Below are 16648 nucleotides of genomic sequence, written 5' to 3' on the forward strand. Positions count from 1 at the left end.
ACGCGCCCATCATATCACGGCTTCTTCGGCTCTTCCTTCTTGGGGGCCGGTGCACCGCCCGCCGCGGCCTTCTCGCGCTCCTCGGCCTCCTTGCGGAGCTGTTCGAGCCGCGTGAGCCGCTTCTCGGGCGCCTTGGCGGGCGGGGCCGGCGTCGGCGTCTTGGGGGCCTCCTGCTTCGGCGGGGGCGTGGCGGCCACCTTAGGCGGCAGCGGAACATCAATGCGGAGCTGCGTGCCGCCGGTGTTGCCCGCGATCTGTTCGCCCGCGCGCTCGACGATCACCTGCGCGAACACGTTGTGCTGCCCCACCGGGCTGGTCTTGTCCGCGGTGATCGGGAACGCGAACTCTTTCGTGTCCTTGGTGATCTCCACCGTCTGCGAGGTGGTCTTCGCGGGCAGCCCGATCAGGTTCACCTTCGCCTTGCCTTCGAACGGCGCGCCGACGGCGACCTTGCAGAACAGTTGCGTCTGCCCGCCTTGCTCGACCGCCGGGCGCTCCATCGTGAGCGTGACGATGGGGGCCACGACCTCGAGCGCGAACAGCCGGCTCGCGGTCCACACCGGACCTTTCCCGGCGTCCGCGACCGCGTGGACGGCCGTCTTCCACTTCCGGGCGCCGGCGTCGGGGGCGGCGTTCATCGGCAGCACGCACTCGGTCTGCCCCTCGGGGATCACCGCCGAGCCCTGGATGCCCATGCCCGGCGGGGTCCACAGCGGGAACACCGTGATCGCCCCCTTGAAGCCCTCGGCCCGCTTGGCGACCACGCGGAGGTTGGCGGTCCCGTTCTGCACCAGCGGCACCTTCGGCTCGATCACCTCGATCGAGTACGGGGCGGCCTCGGCGACCGCGATCGCGGTGCGGTCCAGCTCGTGGCGGGCGTAGATCGTCTGGTTCGGCGGCCCCAGCGTGAGCGCCGCGTCGAGGGCGGTGCGGCTCGGGGCCTTCACGTTCGGGTCGGGGTGGGTCGCGCTGATCGCGACCAGGGTGCCCGCGGTCGGCGCGTCCGGCTTGGCCTCGAACACCACCGGGACGACGTTGAGCCCCGGCTCCATCGGCTCGGCGCTGACCGTCACCCCGGCCGGGAGCTTGTCGAACCCGATGGCGAGCGGCCCGCCCACGTCGGCGCGGTTGGCGATGACGAGCGACGCGTACCGCCCGCCCTTCGGGACGGTGAACGTCTGCCGGTCCTGGTTCGTGAGGTTGTTCCCGTCCACCTTCGGGATCGTGGTCGTGACCGACGCCGCGACCGGCGCCACCTCGACGCGGTAGAAGTAGTCCGGCCCGCCCTTGCGCAGGTGGTCGTGGACCCAGAGGGTGTAGTCGCCGTCGGCCGGGGCGGTGAACCGGATGTAGCTGTCCGGGCCGCCGTTGTCGTCGTTGCCCGCCAGCGTGCCGCCCTGGGCGTTGCCGACGTAGAGCACCGGGTCGAGCGGGGAGCCGAGCGCCCGGGCCATGCACCGCAGGTCGAGCACCTGCCCCTTCTTGGCCGCGAACTTGAAGTAATCGGTCTCGCCGGGCCGCGCGATCACGCCGTTGAACGCGCCCGGCGCGGGGCCGGGGCTGGCGGTCGCGGGGCCGCCGTTGTTCGGCGTCTCGAAGGCGTTCGGGAGGTCGGCGACGCGGAACTTGAAGCCGGCGGGGTGAACGCCGTCCGGCGTCTGGCAGTGGAGCCGCCAGGCGTTCGCGTCGCTCGCCGGGAGCTTCACCTTCTGCTTGATCGGCCCCGCGGGGTCGCCCAGGAAGGTGACTTCCAGCTCCTCGTTCGGCTTGCCGCCCGCGGGCACGACGGCCGTGGGGCGCGGGAAGTTCCCGATGTGGAGCCGGTACTGGCACGCGTCGTTGCCGCCGTAGGCGCTCTCGCGGACCTGGACGATGTACTTGCCGTCGGCCGGGAGCACCACCGAGCACCCGCCGTCCTGCCCGCTCAGCGCGGAGTCGTCGCCGGTGGCCAGCTCGAACCGCTTGGCGTCGAGGATGGCGACGTAGGGGTCAAAGAACGCGCTCCCGAGCCGCATCGCCTCCACCTCGACGGACAGGCGCTGGCCCTTCTTGCCCTCGACGACGAAGTAGTCCTGGTCCTCGGCCCGTACCACCCCGTGAACGGTCACGTTCATCGGGATCGGCTGGGGCTTCTCGAACTCGCTGTTCGGCTCCACCTCGTCGATCACGGGGAGGGCGCCGACCCAGAACGTGCGGGCGTCGGAGATCCCGGTCGCGGTGCGGACCCGGAACACGTGCTCGCCGAGCCGGCAGTCCGGGGCGATCGCCACCGCGACCTTCAGGGTCGCGTCGTTGACGACCTCGAGCTTCTTGACGCTGATCCCGGGGTAGTACGCGAGCACCTCCTGCGCGTCGGCGAGGCGCCCGCCCTGGAACGTGAGCGTGGCCTCGGTGCCGCGCTGCGCCCCGCGCGGCTGGATCGCCCCGAGCGCCGGGGACGCCGAAAACGATTCACCGCAGAGGGCGCAGAGGGCACAGAGGGAGAACAGGAAGCGGAACGTCATAGCTGGAAACTCCGGGTTCTGGTCTTTCTCTCTGCGCTCTCTGTGCTCTCTGCGGTGAACACGCCTTCTCTTCCCGCGTTACGCCAGCAGGTCCTTGCGGGTGTGCCCCTCGCGGACGATGTCGATGGGCCGGTCGCCCGGCGACATCAGCCGCTTGTCGGCGTCGATGCCGAGGCAGGTGTACACCGTGTGCGCCATGTCCTCGACCGTCAGCGCGTCCTCCTCGGGCTCGGTCGCGGTGGCGTCGGACTTGCCGTAGATGAGCCCCTTCTTGATGCCGCCGCCGGCGAGCACCACGCTGAACACCTTGGGCCAGTGGTCGCGGCCCGCGGTGCCGTTGATCTTCGGGGTGCGGCCGAACTCGCTCGACACCATGACCAGGGTGCTGTCCAGCAGCCCGCGGGTCTTGAGGTCGGTGATCAGCGCCGCGAACGCCTGGTCGAACTGCGGGAGCTGGTTCTTGGTCCCCTGCACGATGCCGTTGTGCAGGTCCCACCCGCCGTAGGTGAGGGTCACGAACCGCACGCCGCCCTCGATGAGCCGGCGGGCCATGAGCATCCGCTGGCCGGCGGCGTTGCGGCCGTAGGCGTCGCGGAGCTTGGCGTCTTCCTTGTTAATGTCGAACGCGTCGCGGGCCTTCTCGCTCGAGATCAGGCCGTACGCCCGCTGGTAGAAGGTGTCCATCGCGTCCAGGTTGTCGGACTTCTCCTTGCCGGCGAAGTGGGCGTTGACCGCGTCGAGCATGTTGCGCCGGGTGGCGAACCGGTCCGGGGTGACGCTCCCGGGCAGCGCCAGGTCCTGCACCTTGAAGCCGCCGTTGGCCGGGTCGCTGCCCAGGCTGAACGGGGCGAACGACGAGGACAGGTAGCCGCTGCCGGCCTCCTGGGCCGGCATGGTGGGCACCGCGACGTACGGCGGCAGGTTGTTGCGGACGCCCAACTCGTGGCTCACCACGCTCCCCATGCTGGGGAACTTGAGAGCCGGGCTGGGGCGGTAGCCGGTGAACATGTTGTGCGTGCCCCGCTCGTGGGCCGCCTCGCCGTGGGTCATCGCCCGGCACACGGCGATCTGGTCCGCGACCGCCGCCGTCTTGGCGAGGCACTCGTTGAACACCTCGCCCTCGATCTTGGTCTTCACCGTGCCCATCTCGCCGCGGTACTCGACCGGGGCGAACGGCTTCGGGTCCCAGCTCTCCTGGTGGGCCATGCCGCCCGGCAGGAAGATGTGGATGCACGCCTCGGCTTTGGGCTTCTTCTTGTTGGCGGGCGGCTCGGCGGCCTGGAGCCGCAGGTACTGGTCCAGCGTGAGACCGAGGGCGCCGATGGCTCCCACGTGCAAGAAGTTCCGGCGGTTAAACAGGAGGGGTTCCCCCCGCGTGGAATGCGATCCGATGCAACGCGACAGCAGATTCATCGGCGGTTACTCCCGTCGGGACTGGTGGGTTATTTTGTGGGCTTAATTCGTGCGGTTGAGACAATACGGCTGGCGCAGGGCGGGGCCTGGAGGGCGGGCAGCGATTGATTGTAGGCAGGCAGTGCGGCGAGAACGCTGTGGCAGCAGAAAACATTCTCGCAGGTAGTAGAGGATAGTCGGTTGTCCGGCCGGAGTCAATTCAATCCGTTCCGTCCGGTCAAAATTACCCAGCCGGAAAGGTTGGGCGGTACGGGCGCGGTGGGGCGATCGACCCAGGGGCTTTCGCTCCTGGATTCAATCACGCAATCACGCCGGGCGCTTGCGTGCGGCGTTCGGGTCGTTTAGCCTGTGCTCAACCGCCTTTGGCCTTTCGCGCCGTCCCGCCGTCTCATCGTCTCGCCGGAACGCGACTCCCATGCGATTCTCCCTCACAACCTGCGCCGCTCTCGTTTTCCCCGCGCTCACGCCGGCTGCCGATGCCGTTGACTACCGCAAGGACATTCGCCCGCTGCTCCAGGAGCGGTGCTACTCCTGTCACGGGGCGCTCGCGCAGAAGGCGAAGCTGCGGGTGGACACCGCGGCCGCGATGGTGAAGGCCGGGTCGGTCGTGCCCGGCAAGCCCGGCGCCAGCGAACTGCTGCTGCGGGTCGAATCGACCGACGACGCGACCCGTATGCCGCCCGAAGGGCACCCGCTGAAGCCCGAACAGGTTGCGAAGATCCGGCTGTGGATCGAACAGGGCGCCAGGGTGCCCGCCGACGACGCACCCGAACCGGACCCGCGCGACCACTGGGCGTTCCGTCCGGTCACGCGCCCCGCCGTGCCTGGCGCTGGTGCCGCGCACCCGATCGATGCGTTCGTCGCCGCGAAGTGGCGTGAGAAGGGGCTGAAGCCCGTCGCCCCGGCCGACAAGCGGGTACTGCTGCGCCGCCTGTACGTTGATCTGATCGGGCTGCCACCAACGGCCGAACAGATCGACGCGTTCGTGAACGACCCGGCGCCGGACGCCTACGAGAAGGTGGTGGACCGGTTGCTCGCGTCCCCGCAGTACGGCGAACGCTGGGGCCGGCACTTCCTCGACATCTGGCGCTATTCCGACTGGTGGGGGCTGGGCGCCGAGTTGCGGAACAGCCAGCGCCACATCTGGCACTGGCGCGACTGGACCGTGGAGAGCTTCAACGCGGACCTGAGCTACGCCGAAATGATCCGCCAAATGCTGGCAGCGGACGAACTCCACCCGACCGACCCGCAGAAGCTCCGGGCGACGGGCTACCTCGCCCGGTCGTACTTCCTCTTCAACCGCACCACGTGGCTCGACGAGGTCATCGAGCACAGCGGGAAGGGGTTCCTCGGCCTCACGCTGAACTGCGCGAAGTGCCACGACCACAAGTACGACCCAGTCAAGCAGACCGATTACTACGCCTTCCGTGCGATCTTCGAGCCGTACCAAGTGCGGACCGACCAAGTTCCGGGTGAGCCCGACGTGGCGAAGAACGGTATTCCGCGCGCGTTCGACGGCAACCTGGATGTGCGCACGCCGTTCCACATTCGCGGCGACGAGCGCACCCCGGACAAGGACAAGGTGGTCACGCCCGGGGTGCCGAAGTTCCTCGCCCCGGGCGGGCTGAAGGTGCAACCGGTCGAACTTCCGGTAGCGGCTCACAAGCCCCACGAACCGCTCGCGGAGGCGCACGCACGCGCGTTAATCGAGAAGGCGAACCGGCAGACGCGGGCGCTGGCGGACCTGACCGCCGATCTCGCCGCCGGAAAGAAGGCCCATGCTCCCTGGGTCATGGTCGCGGCCCGGATCAGCAGCGACGCGGCACGCGCGGAGCACGTCGCGTTCGAGAAGATCAAGAACGACCCGGGCAAGCTCCCACCGCACCTCCGCGGGTACACGAAGGCGCCGGAATCGAACGCCGAGACGGCCGAATCGAAGGCCCGCCCGCTGCCGGCGACGAGCACCGGCCGCCGCACCGCGCTGGCGAACTGGATCGCCGACCCGAAGAACCCGCTCACGGCCCGGGTCGCGGTGAACCACGTGTGGCTGCGCCACTTCGGGCAGCCGCTCGCGCCCCAGGTGTTCGAGTTCGGGCGGAAGGGCGGCCCCCCCACGCACCCGGAACTGCTGGACTGGCTCGCGTCCGAGTTCACGGCCCGCAACTGGAGCTTCAAGCACCTGCACACGCTCATCGTGACGAGCGACGTGTACCGCCTCTCGTCCTCAAGTTCGGGCGCCGGCGAGGCCGTGAAGCTCGACCCCGAGAACCGCTACCTGTGGCGGATGAACCCGGTGCGCATGGACGCGAACGCGGTGCGCGACAGTCTGCTGCACCTCTCCGGCGCCCTCGACCTCACCCGCGGCGGGCCGCCGGTGCCGGCGGCGCAGCAGGAGGGCTCGGCGCGGCGGTCGCTGTACTTCTTCCACTCGCACAACGAGCACAACAAGCTGCTTGACATCTTCGACAACGCCAACGTGCTGGACTGCTACCGCCGCACCGAGAGCATCGTGCCGCAGCAGGCGCTGGCGCTCTGGAACAGCAAGCTCGCGCAGGTGAGCGCCGCGAAGATCAACGACCGGCTTCATGCGACGCTCGCCGGCGCCGCCGACGCGGCGTTCGTGACACGCGCGTTTGAGACGGTGCTGGGGACCGTTCCCACGAAGGACGAGTTGGCAACCTGCCTGGAGGCGCTCGCGGAACTGCGGGGCACGCTGAAGGACGTGAAGGAGCCCGAACGGGGCAAACGGGCACGGCTCCAACTGGTGCAGGCGCTCCTCAACCACAACGACTTCGTCACCGTGCGGTGATGCGTGTAATGGTGCCGGGCCGCAAAAATCAGAAGAGGAATGGCCGCAAAAAAGCACAAAAAGCACAAAAGGAAGCCAAGACCACAGAGCGTCGAAAGACAGAAGAGGAACGGTCGCAAAAATGAGGTGGCGAATGAACACGATAAAACCTTGGAGCAGCGTGTTCGAGCTGTGCGACATCGTCCGCGAAACAGGGTTCGCGATCCACGAGTACCTGCGGAACGGGCACCTCGAAAAGGTGTACGAGAACGCTCTCGTTCACCGGCTCCGTAAGCAGGGCGTTTCAGTCGTCGCTCAGCACCCGCTCTCGGTGCGTGACGAAGACGGTACCGTTCTGGGCGAGTTCTTCGCGGACCTGTTCGTTGAAAACGTGCTTTTGGTCGAACTGAAGGCCGTTCGGCACATCGTCGATGAGCACGCCGCCCAACTTTTGGGATACCTCCGCTGCTCACGTGTCGAACACGGTTTACTGATCAACTTCGGTGGCCCGCGCTACTACATCAAGAAGTACATCCTGGCCGACGCTCTTAATTGATTCGCCGCTCAATGTCTTTGGTTTTCTTTTGTGCTTTTTGTGCTTTTTTGCGGCCATTCCTCTTTTGCCTTTTTGAACTCTTCTGTGGTCTTTTTGCGGCCCTTTATCTTCCGTCCCGGTGCCTTATGAACCGTCGCGATTTCGCCTCCCTCGCTCTCGCCGCGATGCTCCACCGCGACGGCTACTCCTCCGACACAACGTGGGCGCCGCCGGACGGGAAGCCCCACTTCGCCCCCAAGGCGAAGTCGGTGATCTGGCTGTTCATGAACGGCGGCGTCTCGCACATGGAGACGTTCGACCCGAAGCCGGCGCTCACCAAGTTCGCGGGCAAGACCATCAAGGAAGGTCCGGTGCCCGACGCGCAGGACCCCGAGAAGCTCAAGCTCGCCCGCGTCACCGTGGTCAACGACGCGAACGGCCAGCAGCGGAACAAGCTGTACCCGCTCCAGGTGGGGTTCCGGCAGTACGGGCGGGCGGGCGTCGCGTTCAGCGACTGGGTGCCCCACATCGGCTCCTGCGTCGATGACCTGGCGGTGATCCGCTCGATGTGGACGACCGACGACAACCACGGCGCCCAGACGCAGTTCCACACCGGCCGCCACATGCTCGACGGCGAGTTCCCCACGCTCGGCGCCTGGGCGCATTACGGGCTCGGCACGCTGAACGAGAACCTGCCCCAGTTCGTGTCGATGGGCAGCCGCGAGTACTGGAACCTCAAGGACGGCCACTACCTCGGCCCGGCGCACGACGCCGTCCCGGTCCGCGTGGACCCGGCGAACCCGCTCGACTACGGCAAGCCCGAGGTGGCGGTGACCGCCGCCGAACAGAAGGCCGGCTTCACGCTGTCCGGCAGGCTCAACAAGCTGCGCGAGAAGGATTACCCCAACGACCCCGCGCTGGACGCCCGCATCAAGAGCTACGAGCTGGCGTTCCGAATGCAGAAGTCGCTGCCCGAACTGCTCGACTTCTCGAAGGAAACTGAGGAAACCAAGAAGCTCTACGGGATCGACCGGCCCGAGACGCGCCCCTTCGGGATGCAGTTGTTGGCGTCGCGGCGGCTGGTCGAGCGCGGCGTCCGCTTCATCCAGATCCAGCACGGGGCCGGCGGCGCGGGCGTGTGGGACGCGCACGGCGGCCTCAAGGCGAACCACGCGAAGAACTGCCTCGCGGTCGATCAGCCGGTCGGCGGGCTGCTGAAAGACCTGAAGCGGCTCGGGTTGCTCAAAGAGACGATCGTGGTGTTCTGCACCGAGTTCGGCCGCACCCCCGGGTCGCAGGGGAGCGACGGTCGCGACCACCACATCTACGGGTTCAGCGTGTGGATGGCCGGCGGCGGTTTGAAGGGCGGGGTCGTTCACGGCGCGACGGACGAGATCGGGTTCCACGCGGTCGAGAACCGGCACTACGTCACCGACGTTCACGCCACGATCCTGCACCAACTCGGCCTGGACTCGCGGAAGCTCGAGATCCCGGGCCGCAAGCGCCTCGACATCGACCACGGGGCCGTCATCAAGGAAATCATCGCGTAGCCGGCGCGGCTCTCGCGGCCCCTTCCGCCTCTCCTGGAGACTCTCTCGTGTTACGCGCGTTTGCGGTTCTGGCGCTCGGCTTTTTCGCCCTCCCGGCTTCGGCCGCGGGCAAGCCCAACGTCGTGCTGATCGTGATTGACGACCTCGGGCAGCGGGATCTCGGCTGCTACGGCAGCACGTTCTACAAGACCCCCAACATCGACCGGATGGCCAAAGACGGCGTGCGGTTCACCGACTTCTACGCCGCATGCCCGGTGTGCTCGCCCACCCGCGCGAGCATCATGACGGGCAAGTACCCGCAGCGCGTCGGCATCACCGACTGGCTCCCGGGGCGCAAAGACCTGCCCGGCCAGCGGCTCAAGCGGCCCGAACTGAAGAACGAACTCGCGCTCGAAGAAGTCACCATCGCGGAGGCGCTGAAGCCGCACGGGTACGTCACCGCGCACATCGGCAAATGGCACCTGGGCGGGAAAGGGTTCGAGCCCGAGAAGCAGGGCTTTGACGTGAACGTCGCCGGCGACCACACCGGCACCCCGCTGAGCTACTTCGCCCCCTTCGCGAACAAGGCCGGGGCGACGATGCCGGGGCTGGAGAAGGCCGCGCCCGACGAGTACCTCACGGACCGGCTGGCCGCGGAGGCCGAGTCGTTCATCACCGCGAACAAGGACAAGCCGTTCTTCCTGTACCTGCCGCACTACGGCGTTCACACCCCTCTGCGGGCGCCGCAACCGCTGGTCGATAAGTACAAAACTCAGGCCGTCCACGGGCGGCAGAGCAACCCCGTGTACGCCGCGATGGTCGAGAGCATGGACGCCGCCGTCGGGCGGGTGCTCAAGCGGCTCGACGACCTGAAGCTGAGCGACAACACGCTGGTGCTCTTCACGAGCGACAACGGCGGCCTCGCGACGCTCGAAGGGATGCCGTTCGCACCGACGATCAACGCCCCGCTGCGCGAGGGGAAGGGCTACCTGTACGAGGGCGGCGTTCGCGTGCCGCTGATCGCGAAGTGGCCCGGCAAGGTCAAGCCCGGGACCGTTACGGATCAGGTCGCGTGCAGCATCGACTTCTTCGACACGATCCTCGAAGCGACGGGGGCGACGAGCGCGGCCCGGCGCGACGGCGTTTCGCTGGTGCCGGCGTTCGGGGGCGAGAAGTTGAAGCCGCGGTCACTGTACTGGCACTACCCGCACTACGCGAACCAGGGGAGCCGGCCCGGCGGGGCGGTCCGTGCCGGCAACTACAAGCTGGTGGAGTATTACGAGGATGGGCGGCGCGAGCTGTTCGACGTGGCGAAGGACCTGTCCGAGAGCCGCAACCTCGCCGCGGACAAGCCGGACGTGGTGAGGGACCTGGCCGCGAAGCTCGACGCCTGGCGCGCGGACGTGGGCGCGAAGATGCCGACCCCGAACCCGGACTACCGGCCGAACCCGCCGGACAAGGACGGGGCGATCACGCTGCACGCGCGCACCGCGCTCGTGACCGGCACGATGCTGCGGTTCGAGCCGCTCCCGCACAAGAACACGCTCGGGTTCTGGGTGAACCGGGACGACTCCGCCGCGTTCGACTTCACCACGGAGAAGGGCGGCACGTTTGCCGTCGAGGTGCTCCAGGGGTGCGGGAAGGGGAGCGGCGGCGCGGAGGTGGAACTCGCGGTCGGGGCCGAGAAGCTTACCTTTACGGTCAAGGACACCGGCGGGTTCCAGGCGTTCGAGGCCCGCGACGTGGGCACGCTCAAGGTCGCGGCGGCCGGGCGGCACACGCTCACCGTGAAGGCGAAGACCAAGCCCGGGGCCGCGGTGATGGACCTGCGGCAGATCGTGCTGCGGCCCGCGAAGTAGGCGCCCGGCTCATGCCGCCCGGCGCAGGTACGCCGACGGCCAGTAGGTGACGTGCCGGGCGATCTTCCCCTCGTTGAACGCGAACACGTTCTCTTCGAGCGTGAACTGCGGGTTGGCGGCCTGGAACTCGCGGGCCGCTTCGGTCGGGTTGTCCCACTCCCAGCCGGGCTGCGACCCGGGCCGCCCGGCCAGCGCGCCCATGATCCCGTCGGTCGCCACGATGTACGACCCGGGGCTGACCAGCTCCGCGTACAGGTCCAGTTCGGCGCGGACGTGGGCCTTGGAGTGGTTCGAGTCGAGCAGCACCAGCACCCGCTCGCCGGGGCGGATGAGGCTCTTCACCTGCGCGACCGTTTCGGGGGCGGTGGAGCTGCCCTCGATGAGCGTGATGTACCCGGCCAGCGGGTGCGCCTCGATCGCGGCCCGGTTGTGCGGCCGGATCTCGATGTCCACCCCGATCACGCGCCCCTTATCGGTCGCTTTGCACAGGCTCGCGTAGTAGATGAGTGAGCCGCCGTGGGCGACGCCGGTTTCCACGATCACGTCGGGCTTCACCCGGTGCAGCACCTCCTGAATCCGGATCATGTCCTCGGGCAGTTGGATGACCGGGCGGCCGAGCCAGGTGAAGCCGTAGGCGTACTTCTGCGTCCACCCGACGGTGACCCAGTGCTCGGTGATGAGGTCGAACGCCGCGGGCGAGTCCAGCGGGTGCTCCTCCCGCGCCGCGCCGCGCTCGGCGGTCACGGTCCGGGCGTCGGTGTCGATCACGAGTCGCATGTCACGGCCTCCTGCATCGGGTCGATCACCTCGGCGCGGCTCCCGAGGGCGGCGAGCTGGTCCCGCACCTCGGCGAGGTAGTTGGGGTTGAACACCAGCACCGCGGCGGCCCCGGCGGCGGCCCCGGGGCCGACGATCGGGTGCCCGGTCCCGGGGAGGTACTTGCCCTGCTTGGCGGGGTTCACGTCCACCACCCCGGCGACCCGCGTCCCGTCCGGGTCCGCGAGGTTGCAGAACGTGACGCCCTTCGCCCCCGCGCCCCACGCGAACACCGGCCCCCGCGCGCCCGCCTCTTCGAGCAGGGCGCCCCACGCGGCGCGAAGGTTCTGCTCCTCGGCCGTGAACGCGCGGGCGAGCGAGACCGAGTGCGCCCCGCTCTTCAGCTCCCGCGCTTCGTGAGGAGGCTCGCCCCCCCGCACCGCCGTGCCTTCGGCCCAGAGGTACTGGCCGCCGAAGATGTGCCGCACGTCGGTGACGCCGAACCCGGCGCGCGCGAGCGCCAGTGCGAGGCTCTCCGCCGTGAACAGCGAGCAGTGCTCGTAGAAGAAGTCCCACGGCACGCGGTTCCGCAGGATCCACTCAGCGCACGGGGTCTCGAAGAACACCCGGGTCGCGCCCGACGCGCCCACGCCGGCCCGGACGGTGCGGAGCAGGGCCAGCGGGTCCGGGATGTGCTCGATCACGTGCCGGCACACGACGGCGTCGGCGGGCACCGCCGTGTCCGGGCCGTAGAAGTCGGGGACGAACCGGACCCGCCCGCCCGGCGCCTCCAGCGGGCCGGTATATGCGGGGTCGAACCCGATCGCGTCGCACGCGCTCCGCGGGTGCGCGAGCAGCTTGTGAAGGAACGCGCCCTTCCCGCACCCGACCTCGACGATGCGTCCGGACGAAACCCCGCGCCCGACGACGATGTGGTCGGCCAGTTGGTCGAGGTGCGTGTTGAACGCGGCCGAGTGGTTCTGGCTGTTCTCGTAGTTCGGCCCGTACTCCACGAGAGCCGGGTCGAACACCGCGTTGAACACGAACCCGCACCCGCCGCACGCCCGCATTTCCAGGTCGCCGCGGGCGATCGCGCGGGCGGCCGCAGCCGCGTCAAACAGTAGGTTCTGGTGAACGGGTACGCCGGTCCGGGACAGGAACGGTTCGGTGCCGGCCGAGCCGCACACCGGGCAGGTCTCACGCGGCACGGTTCGCCCTCCACCAGCCCACGGTCTCGTCCAGCCCGGTCTCGAGGTCGATCCGGGGCCGCCACCCGAGTTCGTCGCGGAGCCGGGTCACGTCGGCGATCAGGAGCGGCGGTTCGGTCGCGGGCGTGTCCCGCTCGCCCAGCCGGACCAGTTCGGGCCGCCCGCACGCGGCGGCCACCCGCCCGATCACGTCGCGGACCGCGACCGGCGTTCCCGAGCCGACGTTCACCGCGCCCGTCAGCCCGGCCCGCGTGAGCGCGACGAGTGCGTCGGCGGCGTCGTCCACGTGCAGGAAGTCGCGCACCTGTGTGCCGGCAGAGCACGCTGCCGGCGCGCCCGCGAGCAGCGCCCGGGCGACCGACGGGACCAGCCGCGCCGGGTGCTCGTGCGGCCCGTACAGGAAGAACAGCCGCGCCCGCGCGACGCTCACCCCCCGCGCCGCGCCCAGCGCTTCGGCCCAGCGCCCGAACGCGAGCTTGCACCGCCCGTAGGTGGTATGCGGGCGCGCGGGCGGGTCGGTCTCGCGGCACGCCCCGGCGGCCGCCCAGTCGTACTCGGCGCACGACCCGGTCACCACCGCGCGCCGCCCGCCGTTCCGGACGAACGCGGACAGCAGCCGCTTCGACGCCTCCGCCCACCGGTGGTTCTCGGGCGTCGTCCAGTACACGCCGGGGGTCGCGACCCAGGCGAGGTGGAGCAGGTGCGTGGGCCGCACGTCCGCAACAAGCCGTTCGGCCTCGGCCGCGTTCAGGATGTCGCACCGGTGGAACCGCACGCCGTCCGGGACCGGCGCCCGGGGCGCGCGGGCCGTCGCGTGGACCTCGAAGTGGCCGCGGGCGGCGCGGACCGCCGGGGCGCCGATGAAGCCGGTCGCGCCGGTGATGAGCAGGCGGTTCATGTCGGCAGGTCCGGGAAAGACAGGTCGCGCGGCGCGATCACGCGCCGGTCGCACGGCGGCCACGCGATCCCGAGCGCGGGATCGTCCCAGCGGGCGCCGCGGGCGGCCCCGGGCACGTAGAACGCCGACATCTGGTAGAAGAGTTCCGTGCCGTCGGCGCGCGTCTGGAACCCGTGCGCGTACCCGCCGGGGATGTACACCGCCCGGCGGTTCGCGGCGGTGAGCTCCACCGCCACCCACTTCCGGTACGTCGGCGAGTCGGGCCGGGCGTCGGCGACCACGTCGAGCGCGGCCCCGGCGGTGCAGCGCACGAGCTTCACCTCCTCGTCCGGGGCCGCCTGCCAGTGCATCCCGCGGAGCGTGCCGGCCCGGGTGTTGAACGACACGTTGCACTGCGCCCACTGCGTGCAGAGCCCGTGGCGGGCGAACTCCTCCGCGCAGTAGGTGCGCGCGAACAGCCCGCGGTCGTCGCCCGTCGGCTCGGGCTCGATCACGAACACGCCCGGCAGCTCGGTGGGAAGGAACAGCATGGCAAAGATCCGACAATACAGAAGAGGTTTCACCGCAGAGGGCACGAGAGGGCGCAGAGAAAAAGACCCAAGTGTGCGGGCGAATTAAATTTCAATGTCTTACTCTCTGCGCCCTCTCGTGCCCTCTGCGGTGAAACCTCTTCTGCTCCACCTCACGCCACGCGGGGGAGCGGGACGGGCAGGATGAACTTCCCGCCCCGCGCGCGGTACTCGGCCTGCTGGCGCAGGATCTCGTCCGCGAAGTTCCACGTGAGCAGCAGCGTGTAGTCCGGCATGTCCGCGAGCAGTTTGTCCGGGGCGTGGATCTGGAGCCGCGTGCCCGGGGTGAGTTTGCCCTGCTTCACCGTGCTGCGGTCCACCACGAAGTCGAGCGTCTCCGCGCCGATCCCGCAGAAGTTCAGTAGCGTGCTCCCCTTCGCGGAGGCGCCGTAAGCGGCGATCCGCTTGCCCTCGCCCTTCAACCGCGCGAGGAGCGTGCGGAGCCCCTTCTTGATGGCCGACACCTGCTCCGCGAACGCGCGGTACGGCTCGAACGTGTTCACGCCCCACGCGCGCTCCTCGGCGAGCAGGTCGGTGACGCGGGCCGACACCGCGGCCACGCCCTCGGCGGGCGCGGCGAAGATGCGGAGCGTGCCGCCGTGAATGGGCACCCGCTCCACGTCACGAATGGTCAGGCCGTGCCGCCGGAAGCACCCGTCCAGGGCGGTGAGCGAGAAGTAGCACAGGTGCTCGTGGTAGATCGTGTCGAACTCGCACCCGTCGAGCATGTCCTTGACGTAGGGCGCTTCGATCACCGCCACGCCGCTCGGCTTGAGGAGGGCGCGGACGCCGGCGACGAAGCCGTTGAGGTCCGGCACGTGGGCCAGGACGTTGTGCGCGTGGAACACGTCCGCGCGGTAGCCCTCGGAAACGAGCTGGTGCGCGTACGCGCGGCCGAAGAACTCGGTCCGGGTCGGGATGCCGTGGCGCTCCACGGCCACCCGCGCCACGTTCCGCGCGGGCTCGACCCCGAGCACCCGCACGCCGGCGCTCTGGTAGTTCTTGAGCAGGTACCCGTCGTTGCTCGCGGCCTCCACGACGAGGCTGTCGCGGCCCAGGCGCTCGTCGCGCGTGACCCGCTGCGCCAGCTCCGCGGCGTGCCGCAGCATCGTGTCGGAGAACGACGAGAAGTAGACGTAGTCGCGGAACAGGTCGTCGGGCGGCACCTCGGCGGTGATCTGCACCAGCGAGCACCGCGGGCACACCGCGAGGTCGAGCGGGAACGTGGGCTCGGGCGCGGCCGGGGCCGCCGGGTCGCGCAGCGCGTTGGCCAGGGGCGTGCTCCCGAGCGACAGCACCGGGGAGAGCGCGCCCGCCCCGCACGACCGGCAGGACGGGGAGGCGGCGGTCGCGGTCATGCGGCTTTTCTCGCTCCCAGGAAGTTGCGGTACCAGGGCACCGTCCGGCTCAGCCCCTCCTCGAGGGTGAACAGCGGCGCCCAGCCGAGCCGGGCGCGGGCCTTCGCGGCGCTGAGCGACTGGTGCTTGATCTCGTGGCTCGCCTCGTTCCGCACGTCGGGCGTGAGGCGCGTCCCCATCTGGTCGAGCAGCAGTCGCACGAGGTCCAGCACGGTCACCTGGGTCTCGTTCGAGAAGTTGAACGCCTCGCCCCGGAGGGTCGGGTCGGCGGCCAACTTCTCCGCGAGCATCAGGTACGCGGCGGCCCCGTCCTCGACGTAGAAGTAGTCGCGGATGTGGGTCCCGTCGGACCGGATCACCGGCCGCTCGCCGCGCATCACGGAGCGGATGGTGCCGGGGACGATCCGGTTCCAGTTGAGGTCGCCCGGGCCGTAGAAGTTGCCGCACCGGGTGATCGCGACGGGCAGGTTGTAGGTGGTGGCGTAGCTCTGCGCGATCAGGTCCGCGCAGGACTTGCTCACGTCGTAGGGGTGGCGGCCCTGGAGCGGGGTGCTCTCGTCGTAGGGCAACTTCTCGGCGTCGCCGTAGGCCTTGTCGGAAGAGGCGAGGACGATCTGCCGCACCTTCGGGCTGCGGCGGCACGCCTCCAGCAGCGCCCAGGTGCCCTGGACGTTGCTCTCGAAGGTCGCGACCGGGTTGCGGTTCGCCACGGGCACCAGCGTTTGCGCCGCGAGGTGGATGACGGTGTCGATCTCGTACTCGCCGCACACCCGCTCCAGCAGCGCCTGGTCGCACACGTCGCCGCGGACGGACTTCACCTGCTTCGAGAGCCCGCTGCGCTCGAACTCGCTGTCCGGCGCCCAGTCCCGGACCAGGCACACCACGTCCGCCTGCGCGCGCAGGAGCCGGCGAACGACCCACCCGCCCACCAACCCCGTGGCGCCGGTGACGAGCGTCGGTCGATCGAGCCAGAACCCGCTCATGCGGCCCTCCGTTCCTGGTTGCTTGCCCCGCGGTCGGTCACATGCGGTCGGCCCGTACCCCAAATAGCAGGTCCGATCTCAGCCTTTGTGGCACAAGGGCACGTGAACCCGCGCACCTCATACCCAATCCGGTTGGTTCGTATCCAAGCCGTATTCTGTAGCCGGCCTCTGTGAGGCCGGTGCGACACCATTCAAGTAGCACCGGCCTCACAGAGGCCGGCTACAGAATACAGGCGCTCTTCGGCCGG

The 16648-nt window shown here is 69.3% G+C and carries 12 protein-coding genes; 4 read left to right on the plus strand and 8 right to left on the minus strand.

Annotation, left to right across the window (positions count from 1 at the left end):
• Positions 1-14: 14 nt before the first annotated feature.
• Positions 15-2504, minus strand: coding sequence for a PPC domain-containing protein (locus R5W23_RS01400; protein WP_320684784.1), 2490 nt, complete (start codon positions 2502-2504; stop codon positions 15-17).
• A 78-nt stretch (positions 2505-2582) separates the two neighbouring features.
• Positions 2583-3917, minus strand: a complete 1335-nt coding sequence (locus R5W23_RS01405) for a DUF1501 domain-containing protein (protein ID WP_407936097.1) — start codon at positions 3915-3917, stop codon at positions 2583-2585.
• Between the two features lie 415 nt (positions 3918-4332).
• Between R5W23_RS01405 and R5W23_RS01410 the strand changes: the two genes are divergently transcribed.
• The 4 genes from R5W23_RS01410 (at position 4333) to R5W23_RS01425 (ending at position 10628) form a co-directional block, all read left to right on the plus strand.
• The gene (locus R5W23_RS01410; protein WP_320684786.1) at positions 4333-6726 is read left to right on the plus strand and encodes a PSD1 and planctomycete cytochrome C domain-containing protein; all 2394 of its coding nucleotides are present in this window, start codon (positions 4333-4335) and stop codon (positions 6724-6726) included.
• 133 nt (positions 6727-6859) lie between these two features.
• The gene (locus R5W23_RS01415; RefSeq protein ID WP_320684787.1) at positions 6860-7261 is read left to right on the plus strand and encodes a GxxExxY protein; all 402 of its coding nucleotides are present in this window, start codon (positions 6860-6862) and stop codon (positions 7259-7261) included.
• A gap of 125 nt (positions 7262-7386) precedes the next feature.
• Positions 7387-8790 (plus strand): DUF1501 domain-containing protein, encoded by a 1404-nt coding sequence (locus R5W23_RS01420; protein WP_320684788.1) that lies wholly within the window; start codon positions 7387-7389, stop codon positions 8788-8790.
• Positions 8791-8837: 47 nt separating this feature from the next.
• Positions 8838-10628 carry a sulfatase-like hydrolase/transferase gene (locus R5W23_RS01425; RefSeq protein ID WP_320684789.1) on the plus strand — a complete coding sequence of 597 codons (1791 nt, stop codon included), beginning with the start codon at positions 8838-8840 and terminating at the stop codon, positions 10626-10628.
• Positions 10629-10637: 9 nt separating this feature from the next.
• On the opposite strand, the gene R5W23_RS01430 is transcribed toward R5W23_RS01425, so the two are convergent.
• The 6 genes from R5W23_RS01430 to R5W23_RS01455 form a co-directional block, all read right to left on the minus strand.
• Entirely contained in the window at positions 10638-11405 is a 768-nt protein-coding gene (locus R5W23_RS01430) for a cephalosporin hydroxylase family protein (RefSeq protein WP_320684790.1), read from the minus strand.
• Positions 11393-12592: a class I SAM-dependent methyltransferase gene (locus R5W23_RS01435; protein WP_320684791.1), complete on the minus strand. Its 1200-nt coding sequence runs from the start codon at positions 12590-12592 to the stop codon at positions 11393-11395. Before R5W23_RS01435 ends, R5W23_RS01430 begins: the two co-directional genes overlap by 13 nt.
• Positions 12582-13490: an NAD-dependent epimerase/dehydratase family protein gene (locus R5W23_RS01440; RefSeq protein ID WP_320684792.1), complete on the minus strand. Its 909-nt coding sequence runs from the start codon at positions 13488-13490 to the stop codon at positions 12582-12584. Before R5W23_RS01440 ends, R5W23_RS01435 begins: the two co-directional genes overlap by 11 nt.
• Positions 13487-14020 (minus strand): dTDP-4-dehydrorhamnose 3,5-epimerase family protein, encoded by a 534-nt coding sequence (locus R5W23_RS01445; protein WP_320684793.1) that lies wholly within the window; start codon positions 14018-14020, stop codon positions 13487-13489. The genes R5W23_RS01440 and R5W23_RS01445 overlap by 4 nt, the downstream gene beginning before the upstream one ends.
• A gap of 152 nt (positions 14021-14172) precedes the next feature.
• Positions 14173-15417, minus strand: coding sequence for a class I SAM-dependent methyltransferase (locus tag R5W23_RS01450; RefSeq protein ID WP_320684794.1), 1245 nt, complete (start codon positions 15415-15417; stop codon positions 14173-14175).
• The gene (locus tag R5W23_RS01455; protein ID WP_320684795.1) at positions 15414-16400 is read right to left on the minus strand and encodes an NAD-dependent epimerase/dehydratase family protein; all 987 of its coding nucleotides are present in this window, start codon (positions 16398-16400) and stop codon (positions 15414-15416) included. The genes R5W23_RS01450 and R5W23_RS01455 overlap by 4 nt, the downstream gene beginning before the upstream one ends.
• Positions 16401-16648 lie beyond the last annotated feature (248 nt).

Origin of the sequence: Gemmata algarum, assembly GCF_034097035.1 — a bacterium.
In the GTDB taxonomy this organism is placed as follows: domain Bacteria; phylum Planctomycetota; class Planctomycetia; order Gemmatales; family Gemmataceae; genus Gemmata; species Gemmata algarum.